This is a genomic window from Kingella potus, assembly GCF_900451175.1.
GTDB lineage: Bacteria > Pseudomonadota > Gammaproteobacteria > Burkholderiales > Neisseriaceae > Neisseria > Neisseria potus.
This window is the reverse complement of the sequence record NZ_UGJJ01000002.1, coordinates 154,493-169,033: the sequence shown is the minus strand read 5'-3', so window position 1 is coordinate 169,033 and position 14,541 is coordinate 154,493. Positions and strand designations below refer to the sequence as shown.

General features: G+C 58.4%; 15 protein-coding genes. 8 read left to right on the top strand and 7 right to left on the bottom strand.

Annotated features, from left to right (window positions below; all coding sequences use genetic code 11):
* Positions 1-259: 259 nt before the first annotated feature.
* The 6 genes from nuoE to DYE40_RS07210 form a co-directional block, all read right to left on the bottom strand.
* Positions 260-733, bottom strand: coding sequence for an NADH-quinone oxidoreductase subunit NuoE (gene nuoE, locus DYE40_RS07235; RefSeq protein WP_115308468.1), 474 nt, complete (start codon positions 731-733; stop codon positions 260-262).
* Complete coding sequence (gene nuoD, locus DYE40_RS07230; protein ID WP_115308467.1) at positions 733-1,989, bottom strand: NADH dehydrogenase (quinone) subunit D; 1,257 nt, start codon at positions 1,987-1,989, stop codon at positions 733-735. The genes nuoE and nuoD overlap by 1 nt, the downstream gene beginning before the upstream one ends.
* Positions 1,979-2,569 carry an NADH-quinone oxidoreductase subunit C gene (locus tag DYE40_RS07225; RefSeq protein WP_115308466.1) on the bottom strand — a complete coding sequence of 197 codons (591 nt, stop codon included), beginning with the start codon at positions 2,567-2,569 and terminating at the stop codon, positions 1,979-1,981. Before DYE40_RS07225 ends, nuoD begins: the two co-directional genes overlap by 11 nt.
* 9 nt (positions 2,570-2,578) lie before the next feature.
* Entirely contained in the window at positions 2,579-3,058 is a 480-nt protein-coding gene (locus DYE40_RS07220) for a NuoB/complex I 20 kDa subunit family protein (RefSeq protein WP_115308465.1), read from the bottom strand.
* Complete coding sequence (gene ndhC / locus DYE40_RS07215; protein ID WP_115308464.1) at positions 3,049-3,405, bottom strand: NADH-quinone oxidoreductase subunit A; 357 nt, start codon at positions 3,403-3,405, stop codon at positions 3,049-3,051. Before ndhC ends, DYE40_RS07220 begins: the two co-directional genes overlap by 10 nt.
* Before the next feature lie 351 nt (positions 3,406-3,756).
* Positions 3,757-5,034 carry a LysM peptidoglycan-binding domain-containing protein gene (locus DYE40_RS07210; protein ID WP_115308463.1) on the bottom strand — a complete coding sequence of 426 codons (1,278 nt, stop codon included), beginning with the start codon at positions 5,032-5,034 and terminating at the stop codon, positions 3,757-3,759.
* A 168-nt stretch (positions 5,035-5,202) separates the two neighbouring features.
* Between DYE40_RS07210 and def the strand changes: the two genes are divergently transcribed.
* The 7 genes from def (at position 5,203) to DYE40_RS07175 (ending at position 12,934) form a co-directional block, all read left to right on the top strand.
* Entirely contained in the window at positions 5,203-5,706 is a 504-nt protein-coding gene (def, locus tag DYE40_RS07205; protein ID WP_115308462.1) for a peptide deformylase, read from the top strand.
* Positions 5,707-5,837: 131 nt separating this feature from the next.
* Positions 5,838-6,767 (top strand): methionyl-tRNA formyltransferase, encoded by a 930-nt coding sequence (fmt, locus tag DYE40_RS07200; protein ID WP_115308461.1) that lies wholly within the window; start codon positions 5,838-5,840, stop codon positions 6,765-6,767.
* 64 nt (positions 6,768-6,831) lie between these two features.
* Positions 6,832-7,509 carry an alpha/beta hydrolase gene (locus DYE40_RS07195; protein ID WP_115308460.1) on the top strand — a complete coding sequence of 226 codons (678 nt, stop codon included), beginning with the start codon at positions 6,832-6,834 and terminating at the stop codon, positions 7,507-7,509.
* A 95-nt stretch (positions 7,510-7,604) separates the two neighbouring features.
* The gene (gene rsmB / locus DYE40_RS07190; protein WP_115308459.1) at positions 7,605-8,864 is read left to right on the top strand and encodes a 16S rRNA (cytosine(967)-C(5))-methyltransferase RsmB; all 1,260 of its coding nucleotides are present in this window, start codon (positions 7,605-7,607) and stop codon (positions 8,862-8,864) included.
* 55 nt (positions 8,865-8,919) lie between these two features.
* A complete protein-coding gene (locus tag DYE40_RS07185; RefSeq protein WP_425451192.1) occupies positions 8,920-9,513 on the top strand; it encodes a DUF4390 domain-containing protein in 594 nt (197 codons plus the stop codon).
* A 3-nt stretch (positions 9,514-9,516) separates the two neighbouring features.
* On the top strand, positions 9,517-11,649 hold the full coding sequence (locus DYE40_RS07180; protein WP_115308458.1) for a sensor histidine kinase: 2,133 nt from the start codon (positions 9,517-9,519) through the stop codon (positions 11,647-11,649).
* The gene (locus DYE40_RS07175; protein ID WP_115308457.1) at positions 11,639-12,934 is read left to right on the top strand and encodes a sigma-54-dependent transcriptional regulator; all 1,296 of its coding nucleotides are present in this window, start codon (positions 11,639-11,641) and stop codon (positions 12,932-12,934) included. The genes DYE40_RS07180 and DYE40_RS07175 overlap by 11 nt, the downstream gene beginning before the upstream one ends.
* 347 nt (positions 12,935-13,281) lie before the next feature.
* On the opposite strand, the gene DYE40_RS07170 is transcribed toward DYE40_RS07175, so the two are convergent.
* On the bottom strand, positions 13,282-13,689 hold the full coding sequence (locus tag DYE40_RS07170) for a helix-turn-helix domain-containing protein (protein ID WP_115308456.1): 408 nt from the start codon (positions 13,687-13,689) through the stop codon (positions 13,282-13,284).
* A 288-nt stretch (positions 13,690-13,977) separates the two neighbouring features.
* Here DYE40_RS07170 and DYE40_RS07165 point away from each other — a divergent pair, with 288 nt between their 5' ends.
* Entirely contained in the window at positions 13,978-14,259 is a 282-nt protein-coding gene (locus DYE40_RS07165) for a hypothetical protein (protein WP_115308455.1), read from the top strand.
* The last annotated feature ends 282 nt before the right edge of the window (positions 14,260-14,541 follow it).

Sequence of the window (14,541 nt, the reverse complement as noted above, 5' to 3'; positions counted from 1 at the left end):
CGGGGTAGTGTTTCTGCGAAAGTTTTTTTATCGGCGGCTATTTGGCAAAGGTTGCTGTTGTGCCACTGCCCCCACCCCAGCCCTCCCCCGCAAGCGGGAGAGGGAATTGGGTTGCTGCGGATTTTGCTTTTTCAGGTAGCCTGTTGCATTTCAGGCTGACTTACTCAGTAACTCGGGGCTTGCCACACATGGTTTTGCGGTTTGCCGTTGCGTTGGGTCTGCAATCCAAGCTGCTTTGTTTTCAGGTAGCCTTTCTCCGTTAGCGCAGTTCGGCCAGTTTGGCTTCAATCGCTTCGGCATCCATAAAGCTGCACATTTTGTGGTTGTTGACCAGCATTACGGGGGCATCGCCGCATGCGCCCATGCACTCGCCTTCTACCAAGGTGTAGAGGCCGTCTGAAGTGGTTTCGCCGTAGCCGATGCCGAGTTTCTTCTTCAAATATTCGCCGGCATCGACACCGCCGCGCAGGGCGCAGGGCAGGTTGGTGCAGACGGTGAGTTTGTATTTGCCGACGGGTGCGAGGTCGTACATATTGTAGAAGGTGGCGACTTCGTAGGCGGCGGCGGGGGCGATGCCGACATAATCGGCAACGAACTCGATGGTTTCGGGGGCGAGCCAGCCTTTTTCGGTTTGGGCGATGCGCAATGCGGCCATGATGGCGGAACGGCGCTGGTCGGCGGGATATTTGGCCAGTTCGCGGTCGATTTGTTGCAGGGATTCCGGGCTTAACATTAGCGGTCTACCTCTCCGAATACGATGTCTTGTGTGCCGATGATGGCGACGACGTCGGCCAGCATGTGGCCGCGCGCCATTTCGTCCATGCCTTGCAGGTGTGCAAATCCGGGGGCGCGGATTTTCAGGCGGTAGGGTTTGTTGGCACCGTCTGAAATCATGTAGATGCCGAACTCGCCTTTAGGGTGTTCGACGGCGGCGTAAACTTCGCCTTCGGGCACGTGCATCCCTTCGGTAAACAGTTTGAAATGGTGGATCAGGTCTTCCATGCCCAGCTTCATGTCGGTGCGTTTGGGCGGGGCGATTTTGTGGTCGCCTGTGATGACGGGGCCGGGGTTGTGTTTTAGCCAGTCGGAGCATTGCTGAATGATACGCACGGACTGGCGCATTTCGTTGATGCGGCAGAGGTAGCGGTCGTAGCAGTCGCCGTTTACGCCGACGGGAATGTCGAAATCGACGTTGGCATAGGCATCGTAGGGGGCTTTTTTGCGGATGTCCCATTCGATGCCGGAACCGCGCAGCATCACGCCGGTGAAGCCTTTTTGCAGGGCGCGTTCGGGCGTTACCACGCCGATGCCGACGGTGCGCTGTTTCCAGATGCGGTTGTCGGTGAGCAGGGTTTCGAGGGTGTCGATGCGGCCGGGGAAGCGTTGGCAGAAAGCATCGATAAAGTCGAGCATGGTGCCTTCGCGCGCTTCGTTGAGCTCTTTCAACACTTTGGCGTTGCGGAATTTGCTGGACTCGTATTTGGGCATGAAGTCGGGCAGGTCGCGGTACACGCCGCCGGGACGGAAATAAGCGGCGTGCATCCGCGCGCCGGAGACGGCTTCGTACAGATCCATCAGCTCTTCGCGGTCGCGGAAGGCATAGAGGATGGCAGTCATGGCGCCGATGTCGAGGGCGTGCGAACCGATGCCCATCAGGTGGTTGAGGATGCGGGTTACTTCGGCAAACATGGTGCGGATGTATTGGCCGCGGATGGGCACTTCGGTGCCGGTAAGCCGCTCAACGGCAAGGCAGTAGGCCTGCTCGTTGACCATCATGGAAACGTAGTCCAAGCGGTCCATATACGGCAGGGCTTGCAGATAGGTGCGGGTTTCGGCCAGCTTTTCGGTGCCGCGGTGCAGCAGACCGATGTGCGGGTCGGCACGGACGATGGTTTCGCCTTCCAGCTCCAAAATCATACGCAACACGCCGTGGGCGGCGGGGTGCTGGGGGCCGAAGTTGATGGTGTAGTTTCTGAGTTTAGTGGCCACCGTAATTCTCCTCACGGACGATGCGCGGGGTAATTTCGCGCGGCTCGATGGTTACGGGTTGGTAAATCACGCGCTTTTCGGCCTCGTCGTAGCGCATTTCCACATAGCCGGAAACGGGGAAGTCTTTGCGGAACGGATGGCCGACAAAGCCGTAGTCGGTGAGGATGCGGCGCAAATCGGGGTGGTTGTTGAACAGGATGCCGAACAAATCGAAAGCCTCGCGCTCATACCAGTCGGCACTGTTGTAGATTTCGGTAACAGAATCGACCACAGGGAAACTGTCGTCTTGCGCCCACACGCGCACGCGGATGCGCTGGTTGTTTTTTACCGACACCAACTGGCTGGCCACGGCAAAGCGTTTGCCTTCCCACGGCTCGTTTTTGTAGGTGCTGTAATCCACGCCGCACAAATCCACCAGCGATTCGAAATGCAGATCGGCGTGGTCGCGCAGCACGGTCATGATGTCCAGATAGTTTTCAGGCAGGCATTCGACGGTGATTTCGCCCAAGGCCAGAATCACTTTGCTTGCCTTGCCGCCCAATATGTTTTGAACGAGCGGATACAGATCGTTAACGTGCATCTCGTGCTCCTAGTTGCGGGCGATGGTGTAGGTGCGTTTGATTTTGCCTTGAAGCTGGATCAGGCCGTAAATCAGTGCTTCGGCAGTCGGCGGGCAGCCGGGGACATACACATCCACCGGCACGATGCGGTCGCAGCCGCGCACCACGGAATAAGAATAGTGGTAGTAACCGCCGCCGTTGGCGCACGAACCCATAGACAACACCCAGCGCGGTTCGGCCATCTGGTCATACACGCGGCGCAGCGCGGGCGCCATTTTGTTGCACAGCGTACCGGCCACAATCATCAGGTCGGACTGGCGTGGCGAGGGGCGGAAGATAATGCCGAAGCGGTCGAGGTCGTAACGCGCCATACCGGCATGCATCATTTCCACCGCGCAGCAGGCCAGGCCGAACGTTACCGGCCACAGCGAGCCGGTACGCATATAGTTGAGCACGGTATCCGCGCTGGTGGTAATAAACCCTTTGTTCAATACGCCTTCTATTCCCATTCCAAAGCCCCTTTTTTCCATTCGTAAACGAAACCGATGCCCAAAATAACGATAAACACCAGCATCGGCCACAACGCCGGCGTACCAAGCTCCTTGAACACAACGGCCCACGGGATAACAAAGGCAACTTCCAAGTCAAACAGAATAAAAAGTATTGCCACCAAGTAGTAACGCACGTCGAATTTCATACGTGCGTTTTCAAACGCCTCAAAGCCGCACTCAAAGGGCGCGTCTTTCTCGGCATAGTGGCGGTTAGGCCCGAGCAGCAGCCCGAGCGCGATAAACAGCACGCCGGCAGCAAGGCCGACGAGCATGAAAATCAAAACAGGAAAGTAGTTGGCAAGCATGGTATCCGAACCGTGGTGTATGAACAGATCAAACAGGCCGTTATTTTAGCCAAATTAGGGATCGTTTTAAAGACAGCACAATCAAAAAACCAAAAAAAAATCCAATAATTTCAATAACTAAATGATAATTGTTATTATTGGTTTACGATTGGCTGATATTTCCAAACTATTCTTAACCACTCTGCGAATACACGAAAACAGTCCGTTTTCGCGCCTGCCATATCATCCGGCGCAGCACATTCAACCCCGTCTTTTCACACCCCACCCTCCACTGCACAACTGCCTGAAAAACAAAAAAGGCCGTCTGAAAATATTTTCAGACGGCCTCTGCAACTGCAACCGAACACTTACTCAATACGGATTGATATTGCTTTTGACATTGGTAGTGTTGTATTTGTCGTCGTGCGAGTCTTGCGGCACATTGGTTTCATGACGCATATCATCAGGCATATTGTCCAAATCGTGCCCAGGCTCGGATGCGGTATCACCCACGCTGATGCTGGTTGTACTTTCCAAAATGATGGCGGAAGACAAGTTTTGGCTGGTACGGTAAACCATCGCCAATCCGACTTCTTCGGCCGGAATCGACAGATATTTCACTACGCTGCGGCTGCCGTCTTTGCCTTTTTGCAAATCGTTGCGGATTTGCCGGCTGCGTTTGTAGAGGCTCAGCACCGTGCCTTTCTCCAATCCGTCGGCTTCGCCTTTGTTAAGCGTAATGGTTTGGAACTGGCCGGCTTCGCTGATACCGTCGAAAATCGAAACCACGCTGGCATCGACGTGCCGGCTGGGCGCATGGGGCATCATATTGAAGCTGTCGCCGCTTTCATCCATTTTCAGCAGGAAATCGCCTTTGCGGATTTCGGATACGGCCTCTTCCACTACCATCGGCTGCGCAGCTGCGGTGGGTACTTTCAACAGGGGATGCAGGCGGGTGTAGTATTCGTTGGCGGGCAGGGATTCCGCATCGCTGCGGCTGCGCGCGTCCAATGCGCTGTTAGTCGCCGGCAGCGTGGCCACTATGCCGCTGAATACCACTTCCTGACCCAGGTATTTTTTGGTTTGCGGATCGGTAATGTCTTTGCGGGCGCGGTAAACCAAATAGCGGCCGGGTTCGGTAATTTCATAAGCGTACACACGGTCGCCTTTGGAATACATCATACGGTCGTCAGGACCGGACACCAGCCTGGGTGCGTTTTGGGTCTGTTTTTGATCGATAATCTGCGGATGCTGCATAAACATACGGTAAAAATCGACATTGACCGCTTGGATGCCGTAACCCGAGCTGACTTCGCGCACGCGCGGCTGCAGTTTGATGGTCGGAATACCGGCATCGCCTGCTCTGCGTTCGACCGAAAGGCGCGGTTTGCCGTTTACGTAGCGCAAAACCAACACCTGCCCCGGATAGATACGGTCGGGATTACGGATTTTGCTGCGGTTTGCACCCCACAGGCGGTTCCACTGCCACGGGCGGTGCAGATATTTGCCGGAAATCCCCCACAGGGTATCGCCCTGTTTTACCACGTAGCGGTTCGGCGCGTCGGCGCGCACTTTCAGCGCGGCGGCAAATGCCGGGGCGGAAACAGCCAAGCCGGCTGCACAAAGCAGGGTTATAATACGTTTTTGCATGACACTCCCCATTGAAATTTATTCATACAGTCATCATTAAAAAGACACCGGCCGACACGGAAGAAAACCGTCTTGCCGATTTATCGCGCGAATTTTACCACTCTTTACGGCAAACCACATAGCGTTAAAATTATTCTGCATAAACACCCACCGACATCGAGACCGAAAATGGCATTATTAAACATTCTCCAATATCCGGACGAGCGGCTGCACACCGTCGCCAAACCCGTTGAAAAAATCGACTCCCGCATCAAAACCCTGATTGCCGATATGTTTGAAACCATGTACGAAGCACGCGGTATCGGCTTGGCCGCCACGCAGGTAAACGTGCACGAACGCGTCGTTGTGATGGATTTGAGTGAGGAGCGCAACGAACCGCGCGTGTTCGTCAACCCCGTCATTACCCATAAAAACGGCGAAACCACCTATGAAGAAGGCTGCCTCTCCGTACCCGGCATTTACGATACCGTAACCCGCGCCGAAACCGTAACCGTCGAAGCCCTCGACGAAAACGGCGAAAAATTCACTTTGGAAGCCGACGGCCTGTTAGCCATCTGCGTGCAGCACGAGCTGGATCATCTGATGGGCATCGTATTCGTCGAACACCTCTCGCGGCTCAAACAAGGGCGCATCCGCACCAAGCTGCAAAAACGCCAACGGCAGAATATGTAGCAAAAAGAGGCCGTCTGAAAACCCCGTTGCATTTTTCAGACGGCCTTTCCATGCCCGCTCCAACCGTTTTTCCAGACGGCCTCCAAATCCGGACAGGCCGTCTGAAACCTTTATTCCGAAAAAGGAAAAACATGAAAGTGATTTTTGCCGGAACGCCTGATTTTGCCGCCGCCGCGCTGAAAGCCGTGGCCGCTGCAGGATTTGAAATCCCGCTGGTACTCACCCAGCCCGACCGTCCCAAAGGACGCGGAATGCAGCTCCAAGCCTCTCCTGTAAAACAAGCCGCAGAGGAATTGGGTTTGCGCATCGCCCAGCCCGAAAAACTGCGCGGCAACACCGACGCGCTTGCCATGCTCGAAAACGCAGGGGCGGACGTAATGGTGGTGGCCGCCTACGGCCTGATACTGCCGCAGGAAGTATTGGACGCGCCGCGCTACGGCTGCCTCAACATCCACGCTTCGCTGCTGCCGCGCTGGCGCGGTGCCGCCCCCATCCAACGCGCCATCGAAGCGGGCGATGCCGAAACAGGCGTGTGCATCATGCAGATGGACGCGGGTTTGGACACCGGTGCGGTGGTCAGCAGACACCGCTACGCCATCCGCGCCGCCGACACCGCCAACGAAGTACACGACGCTTTAATGAATATCGGCGCGGCCGCCGTTGTCGCCGATTTACAACAACTCGAGCGCGAAGGCCGTCTGAACGCCGTCTCCCAGCCAGAAAACGGCGTTACCTACGCACAAAAATTAAGCAAAGAAGAAGCACGTATCGACTGGAGCGAACCGGCCTCCATGATTGGGCGCAAAATCCGCGCCTTCAACCCCGTACCCGCCGCATGGACGCAATATCAAGGCAAGCCGCTGAAAATCTGGCTTGCCGACACCGTGCCGCAAAGCGGCCGCGCAGGCGAAGTATTGTCATGCACTTCAGACGGCCTCATCGTTGCCTGCGGCGAAGGCGCGTTAAACATCAAAGAATTGCAGCCGGCCGGCAGCAAGCGCATGGATATTGCCGCCTTTGCCGCAGGACGGACAATCGAAGCGGGAACGCTGCTGGATTAGAGCCGGATTGAAAGAAAAAGCCGGCCGCAAACATTTTCAGACGGCCTCTTGCCGAAAAAACGCCATGAACCTCAGCCAAACCTTTTCCCTGCACCAAAAAAACTTCCGCGCCTATGCGCCCGCCAATCCGCCCGCCGACACGCCGCTGGTACTGACCTTTCTGCCGCCGCACGAAGCAGACGAAGCGGCCGCGCTGCTTTCAGACGGCCTGATTCTGCTTTCGCTCGACGAAGCCGACTGGGAATATTCGTTCACCCCGCATCCTGCCCCGCGCCTGTTTAAAAAAGCAGCCGATTTCGGCGGCGGCGCATCCGAATATTTGGCATGGCTGGCGGCCGCGCTGCCCGAAATCGAAGGCCGTCTGAATCTCCGCCCGCGCTGGCGCGGCATTGCCGGCTATTCGCTGGCAGGGCTGTTTGCGGCATGGAGCGCGTATGCCGACAGCCCGTTTGACCGCATTGCCTGCGTGTCGGGTTCGCTGTGGTTTGACGGCTGGACGGAACTGGCCCGCGGCGAAATGCGTACGCCGCCGCAACAGGCCTGTTTTTCCATCGGCGACAGCGAAAAAAACAGCAAAAACCCCCGCATGGCGGCGGTGGAAGACAATATGCGCTTTACCGAAAACCTATGGCGGCAGCGCGGCATTCCCACCGTCTTTACCCGCAACCGTGGCGGCCACTTCGACCACGTGCCGCAACGCATGGCCGACGGCATCCGCCGGCTTTTGCAGGAAACCCGCTGAACCTCCCGCCGCACAAAAATACAATGACTTTCAGACGGCCGCAAAGCCGAAAGGCCGTCTGAAACCCGTTTTTCACCATCAGGAATTGCAAACCCATGACTATGGCACTCGCCCAAAAACTCGCCGCCGACACCATCTCCGCCGTTGCCGCAGGGCAAAACCTGCAAGACGCGCTCGAACGCATCCGCGCCGCGCATCCCGGACTTTCCGCACAGGAAAACGGCGCGTTGCAGGATATTGCCTACGGCTGCCAGCGGTATCTCGGCAGCTTGAAACACATGCTGGCGCAAATGCTGAAAAAGCCGCTGGACAACCGCGAAGTCGAAAGCCTGCTGCTGGCAGCACTGTACCAGCTCCACTACACCCACAACGCACCCCATGCCGTCGTCAACGAAGCCGTGGAAGCCGTCGCCAAAGCCGGCGGCCAATACCGCCCGTTTGCCAATGCAATATTGCGCCGCTTCCTGCGCGAGCGCGAACGGCTGGCGGCTTCGTGCAAAAGAGACGACACGGCGAAATACAACCTGCCGCGCTGGTGGCTCGATTATCTGCGCAACCATTATCCGAAACATTGGAACAACATCGTAACGGCCTTCCTGCTTCATCCGCCGATGACCCTGCGCGTCAACCGCCGCCGGGGCAACGCCGAAAGCTGTCTGGAACAACTGGCCGCAGCGGGCATAGCTGCCAAAGCCCTCGGCGAATACGCCGTAATGCTCGAAACCGCCGTACCCGTGGGCAGCCTGCCCGGCTTTTCAGACGGCCTCGTATCGGTGCAGGACTTCGGCGCACAGCAGGCGGCGCACATTCTGCAAGCGCAAGAGGGCGAACGGATTCTGGATGCCTGCGCCGCCCCCGGCGGCAAAACGGGACACATCCTCGAAACCGCAAACTGCGAAGTAACCGCCCTCGACATCGACCAAGGCCGTCTGAAAAAAGTGGCAGACAATCTCAGCCGGCTGGGTTTTCAGACGGCCTCCACAGTCTGCGCCGATGCGCGGGATTTGGCGGCATGGTATGATGGCAGGCCGTTTGACGCGGTATTGGCCGACGTGCCCTGCACCGCCTCTGGCGTGGTGCGCCGCAATCCCGACATCAAATGGCTGCGCCGCCCCGACGACGCACGCAAAACCGCCCGCCAGCAGGAAAAGCTGCTGGATACGCTGTGGACGGTGCTCAGGCCCGGCGGCAGAATGCTGTTTGCCACCTGCTCCATATTTACCGAAGAAAACGACATCCAGCTGCAAAACTTCCTGCGCCGCCACGCCGACGCTTCCTGCGCCGAGCCGCAAACCCTGTTGCCCACCCCGAAACAAGATGGCTTTTTTTACGCACTCATCCGCAAACAGCCCTGACACCTGTTCCGAGTTTCCGCGCACACCGGCCGCCGCCGGCCGCGCAGCAAATCCGGTGCCGCTTTTTGGGCTGCTGCGCCTGTTTCTTACGGCGGTACTGTTCGGCATACTGCTGCTGAGGCCGTCTGAAAGCGCGGCCGAAGGCATTACCCCCGTCCGCAGCACGGCGGTGCTGACCGCCACAGGCCAGCTCGATGTCAGCAGCCGCTTCCGCACCGATCTTCCCGACCCGCTCAAACAAGCCCTGACACAAGGCGTACCGCTGCATTTCACCCTCAGCTACCAGCTTTCCGCCCCGACTATGGCCGCCTACAAATTCAAGCTCGGCCAGCTTGTCGGCAGCGACAGCAGCGTCTCCTACAAACTCTCCTTCCACCCGCTTACCAACCGCTACCGCGTAACCGTCGGCACCTTCTCCACCGAATACGCCTCCCTCGACACCGCCCTGCGCGGCATCGGCGCGATTGCCGGCTGGCGCGTCCTGCCCGCAGGCACGCTCGCCGACACCGACCTGGCCGAAATCCATGCCGAAATCCGCCTTTCCCTCAGCACTTCCCAACTGCCCAAACCCTTCCAAATCAACGCCATCACCGCCAAAAACTGGCAGCTCGACTCCGGCTGGAAGCCGCTGTCCGTCAGCAGGAGCTGAACCATGCACCGCCGCTACCTCTTCCTGCTCGCCCTGATTTGCGCCGCACTCGTATACGCCCTTACCGTCGCCACCGGCAGCGACAGCTCCCTGTCGCAATATTTCTGGGGCATTATCGCCGCCGCAGGCCTGACCGTGTCGGTACTGCTGGTGATGGTGCTGCGCTACGGCTGGCTGCTACTGCGCCACAGCCAGCACAATATGCTCGGCTCCCGCCTCGCCCGCCGCCTCGCCCTGATGTTTGCCCTGGTTGCCGTGCTGCCCGGCATTTTCCTGGCCGGAGTGTCCGCCCAATTCATCTCATACAGCATCAAATCCTGGTTCGGCAACGACACCGCGCAGGCACTCGAAAGCAGCCTCACCCTCAGCAAATCCGCCCTCGATGCCGCGCTCGACCAAAGCGTGCGCCAGGCTGCCGCCGTACAGATTCAAATCATCAGCGGCACGGCAATGGGCGGCAGCGCGTCCGACATCCTGCGCCGCAGCGGCGAAGCCGCATCTTTCAGCCAAATCGGTATCTACTACCCCGCCAACGGCCGCACCGACCTCATCCGCAACGGCGGCAAACTGCCGATGCCGCAGCCCGAAAGCAGCATTGCCGCCGAACTCGCCCGCCACGGCTCCTACCGCGCCATCGTCAGCCTGAACGGCACACTCTACGCCCAGGGCTGGCTCGTACTGCCGCCGCAGCCGGACGGCAGCGAACAGGCCTTGTTTTTCAGACGGCCGGTACCCGCCAATGTCGCCCGCGATGCCGAACTGATCGAAGCCGCCCGCAGCAAATATGCCGAGCTGACCTACGCCAAACAAGGCCTGCAAACCTTCTTCCTCATCACCCTGCTGGCCGCCGCCCTGCTCTCCGTCATGCTCGCGCTGGTTATCGCCCTGTATTTCTCCCGCCGCTTTATCGAACCGATCCTGTCGCTGTCCGAAGGCGCGCAGGCCGTAGCCGAAGGCGACTTTACCCAACGCCGCCCCGTCTACCGCAACGACGAACTCGGCCGCCTCACCCGCCTGTTCAACCACATGACCGAACAGCTCGCCATCGCCAGCGACGCAGAAAAACTCAACCGCATCAAGCAGGAAGCCGCCCGCCACTACCTTGAAACCGTACTTGAAAGCCTCACCGCCGGAGTCATCACCTTCGACGAAAAAGGCCGTCTGAAAACGCTCAACCGCAGCGCGGAGCGCATCCTCGGCCTACCCCTCTCCGAAATGGCCGGCAGCAGCTGGCACGACTGGCCGCAAGACGTACCCCGTTATGCCGGACTCGCCGCCCTGTTCCAAACCGTCTCCTCCGCCGAATCCGGCAGCCCTGTTCAGACGGCCTACACCCCCGAAGGCGGCAGCCCCCGCATCCTGCTGGCCAAAGCCACCCCGCTGCCCCAAGACACCGGCGGCGGCATCGCCTTGGTTTTCGACGACATCACGCTTTCCGTACGCGCCCAAAAAGAAGCCGCCTGGGGCGAAGTCGCCAAACGCCTCGCCCACGAAATCCGCAACCCCCTCACCCCCATCCGCCTGTCCGCCGAGCGGCTGGCTTGGAAGCTGCAAGACAAACTCGAAGGCCCGGACGCACAAATCCTTACCCGCAGCACCGACACCATCGTCAAACAAGTCGAAGCCATGCAGGAAATGGTCGAAGCCTTCCGCAACTACGCCCGCGCCCCCGATCTCAAACTGCAAAAGCAAGACCTCAACCGCCTGATAGAAGAAGTCCGCCTCCTCTACGAAGGCGGCTCATGTACATTTGAAGCACAGTTGAGTAAGATACCCGCTATGGCCGATGCCGACACCACCGCCATGCGCCAAGTGCTGCACAACCTCTTCAAAAACGCAGCCGAGGCCGCCGAAAGCGCGGAACACCCCCGCGTACTCGTCCGCACGGAACACAACGGCAGCGAAATCACCCTCACCGTCGGCAACAACGGCAAAAGTTTCAGCCCCGATATGCTGCACAACGCATTCGAACCCTACGTAACCGACAAACCCACAGGCACCGGCCTCGGCCTGCCCGTGGTCAAAAAAATCATAGAAGAGCACGGCGGCCGCATCGAAGCCGCCAACCCGCCCGAAGGCGGCGCGTGCATCACCATCACCCTACCCGCATTGGCAGAAAGCGAACATGAGAAGTAACGACATCCTGATTGTTGACGACGAAATCGGCATCCGCGACCTCCTCTCCGACATCCTGCAAGACGAAGGCTACACCGTCGCCCTTGCCGAAAATGCCGAAGAAGCCCGCCGCCTGCGCAACCAGACCCGCCCCTCCATGGTACTGCTCGACATCTGGATGCCCGACTGCGACGGCATTACCCTGCTGAAAGAATGGGCGAAAAACGGCCAGCTCACCATGCCCGTCGTCATGATGAGCGGCCATGCCAGCATCGACACCGCCGTCGAAGCCACCAAAATCGGCGCGATGGATTTCCTCGAAAAACCCATCGCCCTGAAAAAACTCCTCGCCACCGTCGACCGTGCCCTCAAATACGGCGAAATGCAGACCGCCGCCGGTCCCTCCCTCGACCGGCTCGGCAACAGCCCCGCCATCCAGGAAATGAACCGCCGCATCGAAGCCGCCCTCAAACAAAACGGCCCCGTCCTCCTCTGCGGCGAAAGCGGCTCCCCTTTCGAAACCGTCGCCCGCTACTTCCACAAAGCCGGCACCCCCTGGATTGTCCCCGACAAAACCGAACACATCGTCGACACCCCCGCCGATCTGCTGCAAAAGGCCGCCGGCGGCATCCTCTTCCTCGGCGACATCGCCCAATACAGCAAAAACATACAGCAGGGCATCCTCGTCCTCTTGGACAAAGCCGACAAACAAAGCGTCCGCATCATCTGCCCCAGCACCCTCGCCCCCGAAGACATGCTGGACCACCCCGCCCACGACGGCAGGCTCGCCGCCCTGCTCTCCGGCATCTGCGTGCGCATCCCCCCCCTGCGCGCCCAAGCCGACGACATCCCCTTCCTCGTCGGCCACATCGCCGCCGAACTGTCCGAAACCCAGAAAATCCCCGTTGCCGCTTTCAGCCCCGCCGCACTCGCCCTCCTGCGCCAGCACGCATGGACGGGCAACTACGCCCAGCTCCACGACACCGTGCGCGACCTGATCCTCGCCGGCGGACAAAGCGAAATCGACGAAACCGCCGCCGCCGCCCTGCTCGGCCGCACACAGCCCCAAGCCGCCGCCGACACCGCCGCCGGACTCGACTTCAACCTCCCCCTGCGCGAACTGCGCGAAGAACTCGAACGCCGCTATTTCGAATACCACATCTCGCAGGAAGGCCAAAACATGAGCCGCGTTGCCCAAAAAGTCGGCCTCGAACGCACCCACCTCTACCGCAAACTCAAACAGCTCGGCATCCAATTCTCCCGCCGCCAGGGCAAAAGCGACGCGGGCGACAGCGAGAGCGAATAAGACCGCAACGGCACCAACCGCTCCGGCACAACAAAGAGGCCGTCTGAAAACCTGTTTTAAGGTTTTCAGACGGCCTCTTTGCCTTGATGCATGGAACGCGTACGCCGCCTGAGGCAACACACCCTACGCGGAATTGTTAAGTAGGGTGTGTGGCGTAGCCACGCACGCAGTTTCGGAATGGCTGCAACACAAAAAACGCGCGCACCGCTTAGGCGGCACACCCTGCCTCGTCATCCGCTTTTCCATTATCGGCGCAATTGCCGGATTTTTATTTGGTTTTGCTATATATGCCCGCGCATATCGTACGGATTTCCGTACTGCCGCCCAAGCCTGCCGGCAATCAGGCCCTAAGCCCGGTTTGCACCCATCAGACGGATGATTTCCTGCAAAGCCTCCAATTCGCGGTCTTTCTGCGCCAGCATTTCCGCCTGGTGTTTTACCGTCAGCTGCAGCTTGTCGATTTCCGCCGCCATTTGGATCTGGCTGTCGTAGATATTTTGGTAATTGTCGGAAGAAATATTGTCGCCGATATTATTGACGGACAGGTTGTACCGCCCGTCCTCCTGCGCAATCAGGTTGAGGATGTCGGTGTCGAAGATTTCGGCAATCTGCTCCAAACGCGGCAGGTTCAGGCGCGTTTCGCCGCGTTCGATTTTGGCATAGCCGTTGGCCGAAAGCCCCAGCCTGCCCGCCAACTCTTCCTGCGACCACTGCCGCTCTTCGCGCAGGGCGCGGATTTTGTCGTAGATTTTCATATCAACACTTTTTGTGTGTGCCGCCCAACTTTTTGCTGCTGGCAGCACAATGTAAACGGCGTTTACAATTATTTAACCGATAGCGGCGGAATTTTTAGACGGTTTGGCCGCATCCCGCCATATCGGTTCACATTTGGTTATAAATTCTTACCAAAGGACAATAAATGAAAAACACGGTTTTCCTCTGCCCCACGGCACCAACCTGAACGCCGCTTTCGGCGGCAAATCCTACTAACCGGCAGACCAGCAGTTTCCCGCTCTGTCATCCATTTTCACGGACGGAACAAGATGAAAAAAACAATTCTGTGCGGCCTTGCCGCATTTGTCCTGCAAGGCTGCGTCGTTTCTTTACCGAGCATGACCACCAGCGTACTGGAAACCGACAGCGAAAACGGCAACCAAATCGCACTGGATGGCTCGTATTGCGGCTACAACTGCTTGCAGATAGCAATGAACAAAGCGCGGGAAACCTGTGCGTCAGACTATGTGGTGCAGAGCAAATCGCAGGTTTCCATGGGTTCGATTTACATGGTCGTCCGCTGCCGTCCCAAAGCCAAAACAGCTTCCTAACCTCGTTTTCAGACGGCCGCAAACGCTTTGAGGCCGTCTGAAACAGATTCCCGCCAAAACGGAGATTTGAAAACCTGCCGTAGGGTGTGTCGCCCAAGCGATGCACGCGGTTTTGCGGTTTGTGGGAAACGGACAGCAGCAGGCTGGTTTGATCCGACGAACCGATTAGAGTGGTGGAACGCGTGCGCCGCTTGGGCGGCACACCCTACCCTTAGTATCGGAGGCCGTCTGAAAAACATTCAGACGGCCTCTTTGCCATACAAGCCATACCGCACCTGCCGC